General features: G+C 40.9%; 17 protein-coding genes and 1 tRNA gene. 10 read left to right on the top strand and 8 right to left on the bottom strand.

Annotated elements, in window-relative coordinates; translation table 11 throughout:
• Positions 1 to 123 precede the first annotated feature (123 nt).
• The 3 genes from BT105_RS04150 to BT105_RS04145 all read left to right on the top strand — a co-directional run bounded on the left by BT105_RS04150 (position 124) and on the right by BT105_RS04145 (position 3,369).
• The gene (locus BT105_RS04150; RefSeq protein ID WP_072299722.1) at positions 124 to 1,359 is read left to right on the top strand and encodes an RtcB family protein; all 1,236 of its coding nucleotides are present in this window, start codon (positions 124 to 126) and stop codon (positions 1,357 to 1,359) included.
• Between the two features lie 394 nt (positions 1,360 to 1,753).
• A tRNA-OTHER gene (locus BT105_RS14945) sits at positions 1,754 to 1,862 on the top strand.
• Between the two features lie 37 nt (positions 1,863 to 1,899).
• Entirely contained in the window at positions 1,900 to 3,369 is a 1,470-nt protein-coding gene (locus BT105_RS04145) for a DUF2828 family protein (RefSeq protein ID WP_072299563.1), read from the top strand.
• A 54-nt stretch (positions 3,370 to 3,423) separates the two neighbouring features.
• Here the strand turns inward: BT105_RS04145 and BT105_RS04140 are convergent, their stop codons facing one another.
• From BT105_RS04140 to BT105_RS04115, 6 genes are read right to left on the bottom strand one after another with little or no spacing between them, the layout of a single operon-like run.
• A complete protein-coding gene (locus BT105_RS04140) occupies positions 3,424 to 4,626 on the bottom strand; it encodes an RtcB family protein (protein ID WP_072299562.1) in 1,203 nt (400 codons plus the stop codon).
• Between the two features lie 56 nt (positions 4,627 to 4,682).
• On the bottom strand, positions 4,683 to 5,108 hold the full coding sequence (locus BT105_RS04135) for a hypothetical protein (RefSeq protein WP_072299561.1): 426 nt from the start codon (positions 5,106 to 5,108) through the stop codon (positions 4,683 to 4,685).
• A gap of 2 nt (positions 5,109 to 5,110) precedes the next feature.
• On the bottom strand, positions 5,111 to 5,650 hold the full coding sequence (locus tag BT105_RS04130) for a YqiA/YcfP family alpha/beta fold hydrolase (protein ID WP_072299560.1): 540 nt from the start codon (positions 5,648 to 5,650) through the stop codon (positions 5,111 to 5,113).
• A gap of 22 nt (positions 5,651 to 5,672) precedes the next feature.
• Complete coding sequence (locus BT105_RS04125) at positions 5,673 to 6,137, bottom strand: hypothetical protein (protein ID WP_072299559.1); 465 nt, start codon at positions 6,135 to 6,137, stop codon at positions 5,673 to 5,675.
• Positions 6,138 to 6,139: 2 nt separating this feature from the next.
• Positions 6,140 to 6,475 carry a hypothetical protein gene (locus BT105_RS04120; RefSeq protein ID WP_072299558.1) on the bottom strand — a complete coding sequence of 112 codons (336 nt, stop codon included), beginning with the start codon at positions 6,473 to 6,475 and terminating at the stop codon, positions 6,140 to 6,142.
• Positions 6,476 to 6,505: 30 nt separating this feature from the next.
• Positions 6,506 to 8,536 carry an AAA family ATPase gene (locus BT105_RS04115; protein WP_177243923.1) on the bottom strand — a complete coding sequence of 677 codons (2,031 nt, stop codon included), beginning with the start codon at positions 8,534 to 8,536 and terminating at the stop codon, positions 6,506 to 6,508.
• Between the two features lie 154 nt (positions 8,537 to 8,690).
• Between BT105_RS04115 and BT105_RS04110 the strand changes: the two genes are divergently transcribed.
• From BT105_RS04110 to BT105_RS04080, 7 genes are all read left to right on the top strand, one after another.
• Positions 8,691 to 10,325, top strand: coding sequence for an N-6 DNA methylase (locus BT105_RS04110; protein ID WP_072299556.1), 1,635 nt, complete (start codon positions 8,691 to 8,693; stop codon positions 10,323 to 10,325).
• Positions 10,326 to 10,436: 111 nt separating this feature from the next.
• Entirely contained in the window at positions 10,437 to 10,973 is a 537-nt protein-coding gene (locus BT105_RS04105) for a hypothetical protein (protein ID WP_072299555.1), read from the top strand.
• A gap of 237 nt (positions 10,974 to 11,210) precedes the next feature.
• On the top strand, positions 11,211 to 12,251 hold the full coding sequence (locus tag BT105_RS04100) for a helix-turn-helix transcriptional regulator (protein WP_072299554.1): 1,041 nt from the start codon (positions 11,211 to 11,213) through the stop codon (positions 12,249 to 12,251).
• A 382-nt stretch (positions 12,252 to 12,633) separates the two neighbouring features.
• Positions 12,634 to 13,143 carry a hypothetical protein gene (locus BT105_RS04095; protein ID WP_072299553.1) on the top strand — a complete coding sequence of 170 codons (510 nt, stop codon included), beginning with the start codon at positions 12,634 to 12,636 and terminating at the stop codon, positions 13,141 to 13,143.
• Positions 13,144 to 13,400: 257 nt separating this feature from the next.
• Positions 13,401 to 14,192 carry a hypothetical protein gene (locus BT105_RS04090; protein ID WP_072299552.1) on the top strand — a complete coding sequence of 264 codons (792 nt, stop codon included), beginning with the start codon at positions 13,401 to 13,403 and terminating at the stop codon, positions 14,190 to 14,192.
• Positions 14,193 to 14,278: 86 nt separating this feature from the next.
• Complete coding sequence (locus BT105_RS04085; protein WP_072299551.1) at positions 14,279 to 14,803, top strand: DnaA ATPase domain-containing protein; 525 nt, start codon at positions 14,279 to 14,281, stop codon at positions 14,801 to 14,803.
• Positions 14,804 to 14,877: 74 nt separating this feature from the next.
• Complete coding sequence (locus BT105_RS04080; RefSeq protein ID WP_072299550.1) at positions 14,878 to 15,357, top strand: hypothetical protein; 480 nt, start codon at positions 14,878 to 14,880, stop codon at positions 15,355 to 15,357.
• A 34-nt stretch (positions 15,358 to 15,391) separates the two neighbouring features.
• Here the strand turns inward: BT105_RS04080 and BT105_RS04075 are convergent, their stop codons facing one another.
• The gene (locus tag BT105_RS04075; protein WP_072299549.1) at positions 15,392 to 18,655 is read right to left on the bottom strand and encodes a UvrD-helicase domain-containing protein; all 3,264 of its coding nucleotides are present in this window, start codon (positions 18,653 to 18,655) and stop codon (positions 15,392 to 15,394) included.
• A complete protein-coding gene (locus BT105_RS04070; protein ID WP_072299548.1) occupies positions 18,655 to 21,162 on the bottom strand; it encodes a PD-(D/E)XK nuclease family protein in 2,508 nt (835 codons plus the stop codon). Before BT105_RS04070 ends, BT105_RS04075 begins: the two co-directional genes overlap by 1 nt.
• Positions 21,163 to 21,352: the final 190 nt, after the last annotated feature.

Below are 21,352 nucleotides of genomic sequence, written 5' to 3'. Positions count from 1 at the left end.
TATATTAACAGAAAAATATGTCATTTTCAAGTGACAAATGAGTGTGCGCAGATTTTTTTATATGATTATTTCCAATTCATGTGGTATACTAAAGTCAAGCTAAAGGAAAGAGAAGTGAAGAAAATGTTCGTACATTACAACAAGAACGAAAATATGCTCCCGATAAAGATATGGCAGACAGATATGGAAGCTGTCGGCACAAAATGTATCGAACAGGCGGAGCACCTTGCGAAGCTTCCATTCGCAAACAAGTGGATAGCACTTATGCCCGACACCCACGCAGGCAAGGGTATGCCAATAGGCGGAGTCATCGCCTGTGAGGACGTTGTTATCCCCAACGCGGTAGGAGTCGATATAGGCTGCGGTATGGCATATGTTCAGACCGATATCCCTGTATCGCTTCTCCGTGAGACAATTACAGGCAGCGGTAACCTTGTGCAGACAATCTGCGGTGATATTCTTAGAAATATCCCTACAGGTACAAGAACTCACACAAGCCCTCAGAATTCCGAGGTGCTTGACAGAGCTTCTGCTGAGCTTGACCGTTATGAAAACGATCCAGAGCTTATTCCTAATATAAAGGCTGGATACTACCAGGCAGGAACTCTCGGAGGTGGCAATCATTTTATCGAGATACAGCAGGATGACGACGGAATGTGCGGTATCATGCTCCATTCAGGAAGCCGTCATTTTGGAAATGTTGTCGGCACATACTTCAATAAGATAGCACATGAGCTGAACGACAGATGGTTTTCACAGGTACCAAACGAATGGAATTTACCATTCCTGCCTGTTGATACAGATGAAGGTCAGCGTTACCTTACATGGATGCAGTTATGTATGGACTATGCATTTGAGAATCGTGCTTTAATGCTTAAGAATGTCAAGGAGATTTTCACCAAGCACATCGAGAAGCACACAGGCATTGTTCCTGTTTTCTCAGGTGAGATAAACTGTCACCACAACTACGCAGCACTTGAAAATCACTTTGGCAAGAATGTATGGGTACACCGTAAGGGTGCTATCCGTGCACGCGAGGGTGATATGGGCATTATCCCCGGTGCTATGGGCTCATACAGCTACATAGTACGCGGCAAGGGAAATCCAGACAGCTTTATGTCCTCGTCTCACGGTGCAGGCAGAGCTTACTCCAGAACAGCAGCAAAGGACACTTTCTCCGTAGAGTCAGTAATGGTAGACCTCAAGGAGAAGAACGTTGTTCTTGCCAAGAATAAGAAAAGCGACGTTGCTGAAGAAGCACGTTTCGCCTACAAGGATATCAATGACGTAATGGCTAATCAGCAGGATCTTACAGAGCCTGTAAAGAGATTATTCACAGTCGGAGTAGTAAAGGGCTGATTTTTTCGCCGCTTCCAGCAATTAAGGCAGTTCATTACAGAACGGGTTCAACTCCCAAAGCGACGAGTTTAAGACACCTACAGCAGATGTATCTATGAAAAAGGTTATTCATACGGTGTCTTGTCATTCAAATCCATAAGCCTAAGGCACTAACAGCAGTCGTTTTTTATCATCATGAACGATAAACGTGCCTTGTATTATCAAAAGATCAATAAGACGCACACAGCAGAAGTCAATATTTCATCTGAATAATGAATAAGGCGTCTTGCGAGCTGAGCCAGCTCGACCGCTTCACCGTGGGCGCTTGTTTCACGCGCTCACTCTTATCAGAAACGATGATTTTACATCGCTTACAGCACAATTATTTTCGGCTCTGACAGCATTATTATCAGGGACGCAGGAAGCTGCCCTACAGGGTAAGCACTGTGAAAAAATGAGCCGCGACTAAGTCAGCAACAGCATAAAAAAGTGGTCTTACGCAGGTTCGAATCCTGCCCTGCGGAAACGTATGGTAAATGCTGACTTGAAAGGAGAATTACTATGCTTAACTATTTAAAGAACGAAAGCAATTATACTTATACCGAGAACGGCGGCACTGCCTACCGTTCAACAAATTCATTCTGCCTTGATATGTTCTTCAAGGCAGGAGCTATGAGAAATTCCACAGCCGAGGAGATAGCTGACGTGGTAACACGTGCTTATGCTGAGAACCCCGACAAGACTATGAAGATAGTCTTCTTCGTCCGTGATGCAAGGGGCGGTCTGGGTGAGAGACGTTTCTTCCGCTGTGCAGTATCCGCACTTGTAAAGACAGCTCCTAAGGCTGTTGAGAAGAATATCCCTCTGTTCGCTGAGTACGGTCGCTATGACGACCTTTGCGTGCTACTGGGCACTCCTCTGGAGAAGGCAGCTGCAAAGGAGATAAAGGCACAGCTGGACAAGGATATCGCAGCTATGGAGAGAAACGGTCAGGCTTCTCTGCTGGCTAAGTGGCTGCCCTCTGTAAACGCCTCCTCTAAGGATACACGTAACAAGGGCAGACGTATGGCAGCTCTGCTTGGCATGAGCGAGCCTGCTTACCGCAGAACTCTGTCCTCTCTGAGAGCGTACACCGATATCCTGGAAAACCGTCTGCGCGAGCGTGACTACACATTCAATTACGAGGTACAGCCTTCCTGCGCTATGTTCAAGTATCGCCGTGCTTTTATCAGAAATGATAACGAGCGCTATGTTGATTACCTGAACAGCGTACACAGCGGCGAAGCAAAGCTCAATGCCGACAGACTGTTCCCCTACGACATAGTCAGAGCGGCTCTGACGGACAATATCTCGGAAACCGAGAGAATGTCCCTGGACGCTGCATGGAAGTCCCTGCCCGACCTGACAGCTTCAAGGCGTGAAAACGCAATAGCTGTCATAGACGGTTCAGGTTCAATGGCCTGCGGCTGCGGTATACGTCCTATAGATGCGGCACTGTCACTGGGCATATACTTCGCGGAGCACAACACAGGTGCATTTGCCAACCACTTTATCACTTTCTCCGAGTCACCCCGAATAGTGGAGATAAAGGGCAATGATATCGTGGAGAAGGTACGCTACTGCGATACCTTTAACGAAGTAGCAAACACCAACCTTGAGGCAGTATTCCTGCTGATACTCAGGACCGCAAAGAAGCACAGAGTATCAAAGGAGGAAATGCCTTCCAAGGTATACATAATCTCCGATATGCAGTTTGATTACTGCATCGTCGGCGGCAACGACGAGTCCATGTTCCGTGAGATGAGAAAGCTGTTCAGGGCCAACGGCTATGAGCTGCCCGATATCGTCTTCTGGAACGTCAACAGCAGATGTGACGCAATGCCTGTTACACGCTCCGAAACTGGAGCTGCGCTGGTATCGGGCTACTCCCCTGCTGTATTCGATATGGTCATAGGCGGAAATATCTCCCCTGAGGCTGTAATGGACAAGATCCTGGCTTCAAAGAGATATGCACCTATAACGGCTGCATAAGACTATTATTTTCCCCACCCGTTCGGGTGGGGATTATTTTTATTATCAGCATTATTATTCTTCGCCTGCCTTGAAGTTGTAAATAGGCTTGATAACTTCATTAATCTCTACAGTATCGCCGATATTGTCCACGATATCCTCCATAGACTTATATGCCATAGGACACTCGTCAAGTGTTGCTGCGTTAACAGAAGTTGTATAGATACCGTCCATCTGTTTCTTGAACTCTGAAACGGTGAAGCTCTGCTTTGCCTCAGAGCGCGACATAAGACGTCCTGCACCGTGAGGGGCAGAATAGTTCCAGTCCGGATTGCCTTTGCCTGTGCAGATAAGACTGCCGTCACGCATATTTATTGGTATCAGCAGCTTTTCTCCTGCTTTTGCAGATACAGCACCTTTTCGGAGTATCATAGTTTCGGTATCAATATAGTTATGTATAGTAGTAAACTGTTCCTCAACGTGCAGATGCATACCCTTGATTATTTCGTCCATCATAGCCTGACGGTTTATCATGGCAAACTGCTGAACGATCTTCATATCATGTATATATTGATCAAAAAGCTCATCCTCGCAGTAGCAAAGGTGCTTAGGAATTCCAACTTTACCTGTGTTTTTTAGACGTCTTATAGCTTCTTCAATCTTTTTCTCCTTGCCCATCTGCTTGTACATCTCTATGAGAGCCTTTACGTCTTCTCTGTTCTTATCAAGATTGAAGAAAGCCTTTTCCTGATAGTATGTTGCTGTTTCGACTCCAAGATGACGGGAGCCAGAGTGTATAACGATATATATGCTTTCATCCTCGCCTTTGTCTGCTTCAATGAAGTGATTACCGCCGCCAAGAGTACCAATGCTGAGTTCTGCACGGATAGACTTGATCTTATCATAACAATAAAGCTCTGTGAGGTCTATCTGCTCACTATAGCGATGTGCTTCTTTTCGTATATCAAATCCTGATGGTATACGCTCATGTATTACCTTATCAAGCTTTTCAAGCTCAATGTACTTTTCTTTAAGCCTGACTGTTTCCATGCCGCAGCCGATATCAACACCTACAAAATTAGGAACGAGCTTGTCTTTAACTGTCATTGTTGTACCGATAGTGCAGCCTGCACCAGCATGAACATCAGGCATTATTCTTATTTTAAGTCCTTCCACCATTGGCTGGTTACATATCTCTGTTATTTGAGACATTGCGTTCTTGTCAATGACATCAGTAAATACTTTCGCAGTATTGAACTTTCCGCTTAATTCCATTATAATTATTTCCTTTCCGAATCCACAAATGGGTAATGTGGATTCATTTTTATTTTTTCCTAATCATATTCACGTGAGAATACGAGTTCTGACAAACCAATGAAAAAATGAGCTACCCACCATTCAACATTCTCGTCCTCTACGCCGTATTCATTTATAATAAGATCATGAAAAACGGCTGGGGTTCTTTTTTTACCTTTATTAGTAAGGATATTATTCCAGAAGCCTTCTTCGTCATATTTGTTGCTTACCCGCTCTATTGTTTTGATAACATTATCTTCAAGCTCATCAGATTCCGTTTTTAATATACTTTCTATTCTGTATATGTATTCATTTTCTTCCGTCAATTCCAGAATCAGTATGTTTTTCGGATAATTTGAATACTCCCTTATCAGATAAGCAATATGTTCTGACAACTTAAAAACGTATTCAACCGTATTGGGGCAATCAGTTATTCGACTGCAAATGAATTTTACATTCTCCATAATCATTCTCCTTTTCCTTCATACTCATTCAGAAGTTTCAGTATCTCAGACAGTTCCTCTTTCAGATTTTTGATATTGCTGTGCGTTCCTTCTACCTGTCTGATATTCGGAGTTATAGCTTTGCACTTTTCAAAGTTTCCAGGGATAATAGTATCATTATCACTTATCAGGATATACGCCTTACTGTAAAAGCTGATATCTGAATTCTTCCTGTATTCTTCAAGAATGTCCATGCTCAGTTCGGAATCGACAATAACTCCCGTTTTAGCTGGAAAGAAACAGGGATTTGTAAGAATACACGGAATACAAAAGCTGATCGCAAGAGGAAGTGCATAAAATCCGCCAAGGCTCTGACCGATAACAATATCAATATTCTCATTTCTAATTATTACTGCAAGCTTATTAAACAACTTCTCCGGATGTTCATTCATAAAGTCCAAGCTTGGTGACACTATGTCTTCTTCTGGCATCAGCTCACAAAGTGCAGCATAAGTCCTATTATCAGCTTTCCCAATAAATCCGTGTAGATTAAGTATTTTCATTATTATCCTCCAAGCTTTTATCTTAAGAATTTCTATTCAATTCTTTCCATACTTTTTTAAGTATGGCATATACATACTCGTTATAGTCATCCTCGTCTGTCGTAGGGATATCAAGTACCTCACGTGCAAAAACTCCGACTGCTCTGGAACGTGAAACTCCTGCAAAGCAGTGTATAAGAAGTGTGTCTACGTCCTCAGCATGAGCTTTTATAAACTTAACAATTGCGATTGCCTGAGGAAAAGAGATCAGGCGCAGACCATGTTCAGGTTCTTCGATATCATCGAAGTAAAGGGTCAGTACATCCTTACAGTATTTATTTTTCTTTAGTTCAAAACCGAAACCGCCGCCATAAGTATCCTGTATAGAGATAACTGCATAAGTATCAGTCTTTTCAGGATATTCGGTTACGCCCGGTTCACAGAAATGCCTCATTACATAACGAAGAGCGTTTTTTGCAGAAGTGACCAATATTCTTGGCTTTTTCATGTTTATCCCTCCTTGTCTAAATAACAATGATAATGCTCGCTGTGATCGTATTTTATAATCGGCGTATTATCAATCTCAAATGCTTTACATATCTCGGGAACATATTCGCCGCCAATATGTGGGCTCATGTATATAACAGCTTTTCCTTTTGCAGTTATCTCCACACGACCTCTCGGATAGTAGTCAAATCCAACTTTACTTCCGCAGAGGCGTAAGTGTTCCCATAGCTTCTTATGATTATAGGTATTACCAGATTTAGAGATACCTTCGGTAATGCTGCCGTCGAACGAATAGCAGCTCAGTTTACCGTCTATCAGCCAGAATACTCCTCTTTTCATCTTTTCCTCTCTTATATAAGCTTTCTCTTTTTAAAAGCCAATTCTATTAGTATTTTTCAGCTCACCAAGTTCAGGCATTACAAAATCATCAGCTATAAGAGTAGTCAGTTCATAATCGCTTATCATATTAGATGATTTAAGCGACAAACGTTCTGCAAGGCTCATAATAGCTTGCTCCACAAGATTTCTTACAAATCTTCCATTACCAAAATCCTCACATTTAATTGCTTTAGCGAGTATGTTTTTCACCTTTTCCTCAGCCTCTTCAGATAATCTCATGCTTTTCTCCTCTACCATCAGACAAAGTATCTTATAGAGTTCATCTTCATTGTAATCCGGAAAATCGACATGAAATGCTATTCGGCTTCTCAATCCCGGATTCTTCTTCATGAATTCTTCCATCTTATCAGGATATCCGGCAAAAACAACTATTGTTTCTTCTCTTCGGTTCTCCATTTCCTGAACAATGGTATTTATAGCTTCATCACCGTAGAGACCATCCCTGTCATCAACAAGAGAATATGCCTCATCAATAAACAGGATAGAACCTTTTGCTCTGCGAAAAGCTTCTTTTACCTTAGGCGCCGTCTGACCTACATACATTGCTACAAGATCAGCTCGCCCTACTTCAACGATTTTTCCGTTCTCAATAAGGCCGTTATCCTTAAAAATCTTTGCTGCCAGACGTGCAACAGTTGTTTTGGCAGTACCTGGATTTCCTGTAAATATCATGCTCCTTGCAGGCATATTCATGTACAAACCTCTTTCTTTATACATATCGAGGAGCTTAAAGAAAGCTACCGTTTTATATATTACTTTCTTCACACCTTCAAGACCGATCATTTTATTGAGGTCTTCGGAGGCACGTCCTTCAACGCTTGGCTCTCTTTTTTCTGTTTTACTGATATTGAAGTACGCAGGATAAACTTTGGATCTAAGATATTCCGAATAGTAGTCATTGAAGATCTGATCGATATCACTGGCGTAATACTTATCCGATCCTGAATTCAATCGATTAAGAAGCTCGCTTTTATCGGGTATTTCACGTTCATCCGCAAGTTTACAAACGTACTCACGGCTCTTTTCTCTGGACATCAGGGATTCTTCGAAGGTAATAAGGGAGAGCTTATCGTTAAGCGCCGCTGCTACTTTATTAGCTGCAGTAGTGTCATGTCTGCCTATACGGAATATTGTCAGAACTTTATTCTTATATTTTATAGCGTTTTGAAAAACGAATTCAGTCAGTTCATCATTAGAATTAGCAAAAGAAGAGTTGTTTTTTATCTGACCAACAGAAAATATCATAGTTCCCCCGTACATATTTTCATACATATACTCAACTTCTCCTATATGATACCTATTCACTATATTAATTGTCATCACTCGTTGAGACTCCAGTCTTCTGGAATTAAACAAGCAGCCAATCAAAACATCAGCTACATTTTCAAATGACTGATCATTAGAATCCTGAATTATATAATGTACAGGATGGCCGATAAATTTCTCTGTATGGCATTGCTCTATGCGATCCGCCTCTTTGATTAATTCTGATATATTTCTTCTCTCTGCTACCCCTCTTAATTCAGCGATTGAAATAGGTGCTACAATACGCTCTTCGCAACAACTTAAAGAAAAAGACTCAAGCTGCATATATTCTCCGATATCATCATGATTATATACTTCAGTCCTGGATCTTGAATAAACGATCTTCTTAACTTTATCAGCGGATATCTCGTTATGTTCTGACATTTCACCATCAATTTCAAGAGATTTCCAGAAGCGCTCCCCTTCTGAAATTATCTCATCATCGTAACCGTTACCGCTCAAAACGAATTTACATGTATCTTTATTCAAAGAATTGATATACACACTGAATCCGTTTTGTTCATTGCAATAATCAATGCACTTGGCAGAAACGTCATCACACACCTTTTTGCCTTCTTTAGAACATACATCAATTATACTTTTCAACTTGATACTGAATTCAAAATATCTCATATGATCCCCTCTTTTCTCTCTTTTTGAATGTTTGGTTATACTTATCCTTGTTTTCGTTTCCATCTTGATTATATCAGCACAATATGCTTTTGTCAAGCTATATTTCATATATTTTCTCTATTTAACTATCAAATTTGATATTGACAAGCCAGAAATAACCTGATATAATATATGTAAGGATATATCTTATCAAGAATACGACAGGAGGATCTAACTCATGCCTGCAGAAGAAACAAAAACGCCAGATATCACTAACCCGAATAGAACGAAGTATAATATCTTATCTGCTATCGGTGATGCTCCCTGGATATTAATATATCCAATTGCATACATTATAGCCAAAACAGGCGGACAGACAACCGATGACTTTAATTCCTTTATTGAGGAATATAACATAGAGATGCAGCTTTACCATATTCTCTCCCAGGTCAGAGATAAATGGGATATCGTAAATGAGCTTTCAAAGACCTGCTCCGCTGAAGCGTGCAAGTTCTTGTTGTTATATGATGATTCTCTATCCCAGACAGAACGTTTTGAAGAGACACCATCAGGTGTCAATCTTCTTGCTGCTAAGCTCATGAATATATCATCCGGTAAAAAAGTCGCTGATCTCTGTACAGGTACGCTTTCATTTATACGGCAATGTATTTCTTTGGGGCTAAACTGTAATTATCTTGGAAGCGAAATAGATTCCAAAGCCCTCAGCATTGCTATGCTGCGAGCTGATATACTTGGCAATGTAACCATTACTTCGGAAGACTCATTAAAAATCAGCGGGAAATATGACTATGTATTCTGTCACAGCCCTTTTGGTTTAAAATGGAGGTATTATTACCCTGATTGCAGACATTCAGCATCAGCAGACTGGCTTTTTGCTAAGAAGTGCGTTGAGCTTCTGGATAACGGCGGCAAGGCAGTTTGTATAATGACCAATGGCAGTACAAGGAATAACTGTGATAAACAAATGCGTGAGCGATTCATAAAACTAGGATATATTGAAACTATTATCGCTCTACCTGAAAAGATATACAGTAACACCGCTATTTCAAGCACTCTCATGGTATTCAGCAAAGAGAATAAATCGGTTAATTTCATAGATGCTTCTGATAATTTCTTACGTACTCGCCGCACAAATATACTATCAGACGAGAATATTCTACAGATTCTGAGTGTTGTCGGAAAGAATACTCCTATAAGCTATGTTGCTCGGAATGAAGAAATTGCAGACAACGATTATGAACTATATCCAAAGAATTATACAGAAAAACAGCCTGATATACCAAATGCTGTTTTATTCTCAGATCTTATAACCCGTATCACAAGAGGGGCCCAGATAAAAGCAAACGAACTTGATACTCTCGTTTGCGAAAGTGAAACCGACACAAGACTTCTTATGCTTTCTGATATGAGCAAAGGTATCATTTCTGATAAGCTCCCATATCTCAGCAAAATTGAAAAACGATATGAAAAATACTGTGCTAATGACGGCGATATCATTCTTTCCAAAAATGGCTATCCTGTCAAAACAGCAGTTACTAATATCTCAGGCAATGAAAAGATACTTGTCAACGGAAATCTATATATAATAGAGATAGATAAATCAAGAATCGAACCATATTACCTGAAAGCTTACTTCGACAGCGAAAAGGGACAAGCTCAGCTAAAAAGTATTTGCGTAGGCGTTACTTTACCTAACATTCCTATTGAAGCGCTGAAAAAACTGCAAATACCGATGTGTCCTTTATCAGAGCAAAAGATAATAGCAGACAAATACCTTAAAAAGCAACAGGAAGTTATTGATCTTCAAAAGAAGCTTGACACAATAGAACAGGAACTAAAAGAATTCTTCTGATATTTATTATTCATCAATAGCACTATGTACTCGGAATCTTCGATATTAAGATCTGATTCTGCTTATTATAAAAGCAATAACGTAGATAAGTCTAAAGGACGGAGTTGTAGAATGGATTCTGAAATTGATTATATCGACATAAGACTTGTTACAGGCGAAAGGGTCCTGAAGCCCAGGAACTACGTAGTTGGCTTCTGTCATTTTCCGGGGCATAAAGGAGGCATCACCAGAAAGATCCTCCAGGAACATGATTGCCTGAACAAGAACTGTTCTTTTCTCGAGAAATATACGGATAATCAATACTGGGATGAACTAAAAAGAATCCAATTGAAAAAAAGCAGACGCAAAAATAAAATTCAAACAATTAAGGCAGAAAAAGCAGCAATAAAAAGGCAATTTGATGCAATAACTTCGATTTATTACGAAATTGCATTATGTATCATTGAAGAATTAGGATACGACATAAAAATACTGGATATAAAGAAAGTGCCCCAAATGAGAAAATATGCTCTGATCTATATCTCCAGTAACCCATATAACGACTGGTATAGATATATGGAGCTTGTACATGCATTTGTCAGCAAAACAGGACTATATTTAGAATTGAAACATGCAAAAAACATAGACGGCTCATATGCAACGTTTTAACAATAAATATCATTTTTTAGAGGAGGCTTTGCCTCCTCTTTTTATTAACAATTTTGCATAGAATTCTATAGCTTTATATGATATAATCTATATAAGAATTATTATATATGCTTCTCTATAATAAATGATAGCACATATTATGTTCAAAAAAACGAACATGATTAATGATATATTATAATTGAAGCAAAAACAAAATACAGCCAATTGACAACTCAACTACTCTTTCGAGGTGCAAATATGTATGAACTACAGCCGAAAAAGCTTATGATAATCAATATACTTGATATACTGAAAAAGTATACAGATGAAAATCACAGGCTGTCACAAAAGGATATTATTGATATACTAAAAAAGGAATACCATATGTCCGCAGACAGAAAATCAGTTAGAAGCAACCTTATGAATCTTGTTGACTTCGGTTACCATATCAATTACAGCGATAGCATAAGAAAAGCAAAAGACGGCGAGGACAAAATTGTTCTCACCGACTGGTACTTAACTCACGACTTCACTGACTCAGAGCTCAGGCTCCTCATCGACGGACTGTTATTTTCTGACCATATTCCTTATAGCCAGCGCATGGAGCTTATAAAGAAGCTTGAAGGACTCTCTTCAGTATATTTCAAAAGCAAGGTAAAACATATCTGTTGTGCTCCTAATAGCTGTATATCCAACGCTCAACTTTTCTATACAATTGACATTCTTGATGAAGCGATTGAGAAAAAAAGGAAGGTTGAATTTGAATATTGTAACTATGACATTGATAAAGAACTCCACCCTCGAAAAAATAATGACGGAACTGTCCGTAAATACATAGTAAATCCATATCAGATGGTAACAATGAGTGGAAGATATTATCTAATATGCAATTATGACAAGTATGACGATATCTCTAATTATCGTGTCGATCGCATAAAGAATATTCGTATACTCAATACATCAATAAAACCGGTTGAAAAAACCAACGGCAAGAAATTTGGTCTAAATCTTCCAGAACACATGTCAGAGCATGTTTATATGTTCAGCGGAGATATAATTCAGGTAAAGTTCAGAGCAAACAGCTATATTCTTAATGATATTATAGATTACTTCGGCACATCTGCCGATTTTTCAGATGTAACTGAAAAAGATTTCATAGTGCGAGTGCGTATCAGCGAAGAAGATATGTTCAGATGGGCTGTACAATTTTCAGATCATGCTGTTGTTCTCGAGCCAGTAACATTAAAGGAACGAATTATTGATGCACTGAAAAGCGCACTAAATAATTATAGTAAATAATTTTTCAAATCTGTAAACACTATGAGGAAAAATTTCCACATCACTCATAGCATAATATAATCATAAAAGGAAACCACGTATTCATTGATCTGTTTTTAGTCAGACAGGAGGTAAGAATATGTATCAGTACACTTGCGATGCGAAATACTGTGCGACTTGTGCCTGCTGGTCAGGAAGAAGAAATGTCTGTGACCGTTGGGGTTCAAGGTTAGAGGTCACAAGCCCTATGGATACAGGGAAATGTCAGAATCAGAATTCAGGATATCGTGGACAGATAAAACAGGCGAACGGAGGATGCTCTGCATTTGTAAAATGTGGAGCGCTGAAATAACCGCCTTCAGTTAATAAGATAAATAATGCTTTTTTCAAGGAGGAAATGCTTATGTTAATTACATCTGCAAAAGCAGCGAAGATGCTGCGTCAGCTTAACGACGAACTGCGTACATTACAGGTTCGCGAGGGGAAAACAAAGACCTTTGTGGCAGCGCTTCAGGAGGACATCGAATCTGTTCGTCCAAAGTATAACTTCAAGGAAATGCGTGACGCTCAGGCTGAGGTTGAGAGAAAGATACGCAAACTCAAGCACGCATTAAATTTGTTCAACACAACAACTATTGTTCCGGATTTTGATATGACCATCGACGAGATGCTCGTATTTCTTCCGCAGCTCAACAAACAGTGTTCTTTACTTAGCGGAATGAGGGACGCTATGCCCAAAGTCCGCGTAAGTTCAGGCTATTCCGGTAACAGTGCAATCCTCGATTACGAATATACCAATTACGATATAGAGGAAGCAAATAAGCTTTATATCGAACTGTCCGATATGCTTGCCAAGGCTCAGACAGCCCTCGATCTCATTAACAGTACCGTGGAATTCGAGATAGACATCTAAAGCGTTTTCCGTTTATAGTTCTCACACTTGCCTTTTGAATATGAACTGTTAATGTTCATGTTCAGCGTTATGGTTTATAGTTATTATTATCAGTTATTGGTTTAGGTCAGTGTTCAATGTTTCTGACTTTAATTGATGAATGATAACAGGTGCGGGAACTGTAATAAAAACTTTTCTGTCAGCGGAAGTTCGGTTTCAGGCTGGCAGATTATTTAAACATTATAAAAATAAATAAAATTAATTTAGGAGGTATTATTATGGATAAGAAATTACGAGACGAATTACTTGAAATGTTTCCATGGGTTGACCATACAAGAGACATTAACAGTTTTGATGATATTTATCAAACCGTGAAAGCATCTCCAGGACCTTATGGAGATATGGCACCACGAAATCTTGCAGGGAGTGGGCTCCCAGAGGTTGCTGGCAAGAAAGAAGAAATGTTTCAAAGAATAACAAACAGTCTAATGGAGTGTCTGAACAAGTATTGCACAGATCAGAATACATTTGATGCCTGGCACAAAGAAACCTGTCTATGGTTGACAGATGCGCTTGAATGTTTGTGTAAAAAAGGTATTATCGTCAAGCCAGGAAAGGCACAGAAATTGATTAATATGTCTTTAAAGCATATTTTCTGTTTTGATAGTGCAGAAGAAGCCGCACTTAACGGCACATTTCAATTTTGTCATGTTCCGGTAGACAAGTATCTGCTTTCATGGTATTATAGAGAGGTCAAAGGAATGGGAACATTGCCTGATGACAAACTTAAATGGGGCCACTTTGAATACGAAGAGTATTATCGTATACAGTTAGAAATACGAAACTATCTTGCGGACAAGAAGCGTAATTTAGATTACATAGATGGCAAAGGAAATCCGCTTACTCCTTTTGAGAGTGAATTCTATGTCTGGAATGAGGAAAAGCTGATACGAACTGCGGATGCTTTTATTAATGAATTGAATTGGAATAATTCAACCAAATGGATGAAATGCGGTACATTAAGAAATCAATTTAAAACAATTTTTGCGAAAATCGAAAAGAAGCAATAATACCGCTTTTATAATTTTGAACTCGTAAGTGTATGGAATCGTTGCTGTGTTGGTCACAGCGTATAGATTATTAAGGAGGGCGAATAATGCTAGATAATAAGAAGGGTAGCAGATTCACGTTCGACAATTTTGGGATTACCAAATATAATAGCAGCGCCTTTGAGAAAGCAAAGCAGTTTGCGAAAAATGCCGATTCAAAGCCATTGTCATTATTCGGCGGAACTTCAACAGGCAAAACGCATCTGCTCTATGCTGTTAAAAATTCGATTGAGCAGAATTCCCCTCAGTTTCATGTTATCTACACAACAACAGCTGACATTGTATCGTCTCTTACAAATACTATCATCAGCGGCGGTACATCAGAACAGTTCCGTGAGAAGTATTTGCAAGCTGATGTTCTTCTTGTGGACGATATACATGGACTTGCAGGAAAAGAGAAAACACAGGACGAGCTTATACTTCTTTTCAATGCGTTCTACGAATCAGGCAAACGTTTCATGATGACTTCCTCTCAGAAGGAAATACATGATGGGCTTAACGATCGTTTGATAAGTCGTGCTTTCTGGGGAGATTTTGCAGAAATAACAACTGCGTATATCAATGTCGGGTAACGCAACAACCTGATTTGAATTAAAATAGAGATAACCAATCGAGGCCTTTGTAAAGGAAAATATGGAGGGATTCAATGAACGTAACTGTATATTCAAGAGAGGCAATCGAGCGTATAATAGCAGAAGGTTCATTCCCTGATAATACAGCAGTTATAAGCTTTTGTGATCCGGTACTTAAGCATATTGACAAAAGCTATTCACGTGTCGATTACAGCAGCGCTTGCAATGATATATTCTATTGCGAGGTCGATGATCTTGACCTTGATTATCTGCCGGAAAAGGGATATACATATGATAGCTTCTTTCCCGAAGCAGTAGAGCTTGCAAAGTATATCAACAAAGCATATTGTGACGGCAAGGATATAATTTGTCAGTGCGAATACGGACAGAGCCGCAGTGCAGGCTGTGCGGCGGCTATACTGGAGCATTTTTATCACACGGGCATATCCGTATTTGCCAACTACGATTACTATCCCAATCAGGTTGTGTACCACAAAATTTATGACGCTCTTGAAGAATTAAAGCAACTTCGCAAACAAACTCTTATAAGATAAAGTGAAACCCTCGGCAATGCCGAGGGTTTTTTCGTTATATGTCAATATGATAGATAAAAGCATCGGCGCTCTCTCCTGTCATAGCAAAGAAAGCTTCTTTGTAAGCGTTGAGCTGATCTGAATACTTGTAGTCAAGCCCTTCAGCTTCGGCGTTGGTCTTGTAGTCCACTATGCGCCATATGCCGTTCTTTTTGTAAAGGAGGTCGATAACACCGTTCCATACAGTGTATGTTCCGTCCTTTTCTTCGACTTTATAGCAAAAAGGTACTTCGCAGTATACTTCATCGGCTGTTCTAAGCTCAGACAGTATATCAGTACACATACCGTTATTCTGCTCATAGCCGCCTTCAGTGATGTGAGCATATACGTTTTTCAGCATATCCCTGTACTCGTCAACAGCACTGTATCGTCCGATTATCTCAGCTGAAAGTTTATCAGCGTCAGGCAGCTTCCTTGCCGAAACCAAGCACTCCATAAGCTTATGGACCATGGTACCAAGCAAAGCAGCATTGGTTCTGATCTCTTTTTTGCGTATGTCCGTATCGGAGTTGTCCTCATAGTCGTCCTCAGACTCAATGACAGATCTGAGCTTTATCTGGCTCGGGCGCATGATAGAATAAGTCGGCTTCGGTGAATTGGATTGCACGAATACAGAACTTTCTTCCGCTTCCTTATATAGTCCGTCTGCGTTTTTGACAGGCTTCGGTGCTGGCTCATCCGTCTCTTTAGCAGGCAGATTAGCAAAGAAATCGCCGTCCGCCATATGAATAAAAGGCTCCCACGGATTGTTTTTGGCATGATCTCCGCTGCCTGTATATGCGTCTGCAATGATAAGAGCATTTCTCGCTCTTGTTGCTGCAACATACAGAAGTCTCAGCTTCTCTGCCTCATACGAAAGGACTTCATCCTCAAATGCCACCTGCTGTTTAGTGGTTACAGCCTTCTTCTGCCTGTTCACGGACAGAGAGAATATATAGCACTTCGTACCGTCAGCAGTATGCTCTGTCCTCATTTCGGGAGCATGAGCCGTTACTCTCGGATCAGCCAGTATTACGATAGGTGCTTCAAGTCCCTTGACCTTATGCAGATTAGCGATATGAACTCTGTTATCATTTCTTTGCAGGCTTATGCAGCGCTCCTGAGTAGATTCGTCAAGAAGCTTTCTGAGAAATACCGCTCCGTCAAGAACACTTATGACCTCGCCCTGTTCTTCCGCTGATCTGAGAAGCTCCAGTGCATAATAAAGGTACTCAAGATATGCCGTTCCTGTTTTTTCAAGAACTTTCAGCTCATCAAATACAGTTGTAAACACGGTTACCGCAGACATTGTTCTCGCTTTTACAGCAAGTCTGTTAAGTTTTTCAAGTGCATATTTTACATCAGGAAATTCGCTTACTGCCTCGTTATAAACAGCATTTATCTCAGGATATACGCCTCTGTTCCTCAAAGTTATAAGTTCGCTGTCTGTTACGCCGAATACCTTGCTTGTGAGAGCACCGTAGACCGCTGTTCTGTCATATGGTGATGACACGGCTTCGATTATCGGAATAAGAGCGCACAGCGCAGGACAGTCTCCGAAGTTTATCTTTCCCTCGACCATGACAGGGATATCATAGCTTTCAAACTCTCTTAAAAATTTGAGGATATGCTCCTTGCTGTTGACTATGACCATGAAATCATTGTAACGGACTCTGCGGGGCTCGGTGTCGTTCTTGCTTTTCATCAGTATGTTCGGATCATTGACAAGTCGGCGTATTATCTGGGTGACTTTTTTCTGATCGTCTGCTATGGAATTGCGTTCTATCGTAACTCTGTATGTCCAGATACCGCCGAACACTGACTTATCATCACTGCCTTCAATAGGTATCAGGCTGAATCTGCTCTGATGAGGAGTATCCTCAGGAAGAAGCTTTGTAAATGCAGTGTTGAACCATTCTTTCAGCTGTACAGTTGAACGGAAGTTCCTTGTAAGCTGCACCACTTCTCCTACGCCGTTCTCAAACAGTCTGCGCACTTCCTTAAATGCCGCCACATCTGCTGAACGGAAACGGTATATTGACTGCTTGGGATCGCCCACTATAAAGAGCGAACCCTTACGCGGTACACACTCGCGCCAGTTCGGAACAGGATTCTCAGCTGTGAGATAGAAGAATATCTCAGCCTGCATAGGATCGGTGTCCTGGAATTCGTCAATAAGGAAATAGCTGTGGCGGTCATATATATGACGTATCAGCTTTCCATCGCCTTCTGCATCACTTTTAAGCATATCACGCAGATACAGCTTGTAATCAAAGAAATTCAGTTCTCCATTTCTGCGAAGCCTCTCGGCTATAGCCCTTGCCGCAGAAACAAGGAAATCAACAGTGACCGAATACTGAAATTCACCAAGCTCCCTATATAGATCAGAAGCTTTGATCTCAAATGTATAATACGCTATCTTTCCGCGTGACGTATACGGTGCAAAGAGTGATGTATCCAGTATACCTATGCTTTCAGGCTCAGCATACAGACGGAACTGGTCAAGCTTGCCCAGAGTATAGTAAATACCGCCGACATTTCCGTTCCATGTTCTTTTCAGTGCGCTGTATTCCTGTTCCAGAAGTTCGTTTTTCTCAAGACATTCCTTAGTCTGTCCCCACAGATCCTTGCGCTGCATAAGGCTGTCAATTACCTGCATGAGCCTTTGCTTTTCTTCGCTTAAATACTCATCGATATCGGCAATATCATCATGTTCGTAAATGAAATATGCATCTCTTGCGTTTATTATCCTTGAGATGAATTCCGTAAACACAAGTTTCGGATGATCCTGCACAGCGCTGAACTGTTCATACTTCTCAAAAAGCTCTTCGCCGTATTCATGGTGCAGAATAGCAGTATACTCTCTCTTGAATATCTCTGCCATCTCTGCATCGTCCCTTACCTCGGAATCAGACGGTATCCTGCCCTCGGAAGGGTGCTCATGGAGTATCAGATGAGAGAATGAATCGATAGTACCCATAAAGCACAGGTCGATGTTGCGAAGTGCTTCATCGCAGCGTTTTCTCTCTGTATTATCAAGCTCCTCGTTGTTGCTCTCAATTATGAGCTGATTCTGAAAGCGCTCATAGAACTCTCTTGCAGCTGCTTTAGTAAAGGTAATAGCGGATATTTTGCTGACATCAATACCAGCCTTGACCATTTCTGTCATTCTCTGCACAAGCTGAGTGGTCTTTCCTGATCCTGCTCCGGCTTCAACAAAGAAGTTTTCATATATATCCGTTGATATACGTTCTCTTGCCAGCTTATCATTATCTGTCATTATTCTCCGTCCCCCTTTCTGCAAATATTACTGTATCCGCAAAATCTACAATTGTCACTTATATGAGGCGGGAACTCCGCATTGGAAACGCCTTTGGCAAAATTCTCTGTAATACCTACAAGCGCTTCCTTAATGAACTCCGTATATGCACATGGAATGCTCTTGTTATACCGCAGATAACGGTATTCTCCGCCGCTCACCTTTATATCCTCACTCTCCTCAAGCATAGCTGCATAGAGAAGTATCTGCAGACATGATGCTATGTCATCCTGTCTGTGGTTTACTCTCCTGCCCGTCTTGTAATCAACAATAACTATATTTTCGTCGGGAGTTTTTTCAAGTCTGTCAAGACGTCCCTTGAGCTTTATACTGCCTATTTTCACAGGCTTTATGGTGTGTTCGGAATAGATGACTTCATTTCCTGCGCTGCTTTCAAATCCGTTCTCCACCATGCGCATGAAATCCTCACGGACACGTTTCACATCGGGAGGGTTTATGGGCGGACGGGCTGTAAGCAAAGCATTGAATCGACGGACAGCTTCTGCTTTAACCTTTTCCTTTGACATGGAATATCTGAAAGCGTCATCCATAAGTCCGTGGACCAGATTACCCATATCCAGTGGCTTTATCACTACAAAAACATCATCGGTATCGGGTTCTTCCATGTTGAGGATATAGCTGAAATAATACTTTCTCGGACAGCTGAGATATGTCTCTATAGCGCTGGGTGAGAAAGCATTTTCAGTGGGAATGCTTACAGAAGCTTCTTCCTTCGGTTCATATGACGCTTTTATCATACTGCCACTGTTATATGCTCTGCCCACAAGCCGTGAAGCTGAATAGCTGTTCTCGAAAAAGCCTGTATGAGCGATACTGTTTTTGAGGTCGTCCAGCGTGGAGTCTTCGCCGTTTTTCTCTCTGAATATCTCAAAAAGCTGAGACGATGCATTCGCTTCCTTAAGCTCCGCAGTATCGTATCCAGAATAGGATAAGTGTACTCTGTTTCCAAGTGAAGAAGCAGTTCTCAAAAGGTCAGAGAGCGCCTGCTTCTTGTCGGCTATACACTTCTCTGATGTGGGAGCATTCTCATCAAACATCAGGTAGTCACCATCGGGAACAAGGTAATTCTCGCGTGGCATACCCGGAAAATTATCAGCCGAAAGTCCTGTAACAAAAAGCTCCTCTCGCAAACTGCACATAGCCTGCTTAATGCCTGTTATATGCAGCGCTCCCTCACGGCTGTTCTCACAGCACACGTTTATTGTCAGAAGCTGGTCAATTATCTCAATAACGTTGCCGCCTGAAAGTGCAGTATATGCATCCATCTCCTCGCATACGGCATTAACAGCGGAACGGTCAAGTCTTCCTGCAAAATCGTCACGTATAACAGCATAATTCTTCACTATATATGAGCAGCCGTGCTCAAACTCCGCAAACATGAGCCTTATCATTTCGACATAGTCAGTATTCTCCGGATATTCATTGGCATAATCGGTTAGCTTATCCTCATTTTTCTCACGGTCGCAGGATAGCCTCATAGTGCCTGCAATATCCACTATATCACGAAGTGTTTTCTCGTTTTCAACAGAGAGCTCTCCGATAAGCTTCTGACGGTCAAAGCTTTCGCTGAATATTATGCCGTACAGCGAATCCTTGCCGTTGTAGCCGGTGGTCTCCCACGTCAGGAAATTACGCATAAGCTCAGCAGATGTGGAATTGCTGACAGGAAGTCCACAGCCGAATGTCACAGGGATATTGTACTGACTTGCTATATCGTAGAAAAGCTGAGAATACTTCATAGTATCGGCAGCTGCAACGATGCAGTTATCCAGCGGCAGATTTTCGGAATATATAGTCTCGATTATATGCTCCGCTTCATTTGAATCACCGTACGCCTCGGTAATATCACTGTAATCAACAGGCTGTTTCTCAACACCGCTGAGCTCACACAGCGTTATTTCCTTATAGCTTCCGCCTGAAAGCTTACCAATAAGAACTGCTTCAAGAGGAGCAAGCTGGTATTCCCGCAATATGCAGAATTCTGCATCTAAGGTATCAGAAAGCTCAACTGCTTTTCTTATGAGCTGTATACTGTCAATGAATCCTTTGCTCTCAAGCTCAGTGATATATCTGTCATAGACTTGTCCCAACGCAGCGCTGTTAATGGCAAATTCGCCCTGTGAAAGCTTCTCATGCAGTATGCTGCTTTCATCTGACATTATAAGCTTTCTCAGAGAATCAAGCGCAGCGGCGATATTCTGCGCATCTGCAAATGTAGCAGCAGAAAAGAACTCTATTTCATTTAGGAAACTGAATATGAGAGCTGGCTCGTCAACAGTTCTTATATACTGTCGGGTTACCGTCTCACCGCTTCGCATAAGAGCAGTTTCAGCAAGCTCCGCACTGCTCATTATCTTCAGGCACAACGTGTTTATACCGTGTAGTGCAAGACTTCTAAGAAGCTCAGTACCGTTCGCCGTTGGTGCAAGTATTATCTTTTCGCGCATTTTATCGCCTCATTTCGTTAATCTTTATTTGAATTATATCATATATATACGTCAATTTCTATGTTAAAATGTAAATTATAACAGGCTTCTAAAAATAGTAATGTTCATATTTATTGCCATACCATAAAAATGGAGCGGAATCCCGCTCCATTCTCTTTATTCTAGTAACTTTATATAATTCAAATTGTGC

It is taken from the genome of Ruminococcus flavefaciens (genome assembly GCF_900119075.1).
In the GTDB taxonomy this organism is placed as follows: Bacteria; Bacillota; Clostridia; order Oscillospirales; family Ruminococcaceae; genus Ruminococcus; species Ruminococcus flavefaciens_Q.
This window is presented reverse-complemented; position numbering and strand designations above follow the sequence as displayed.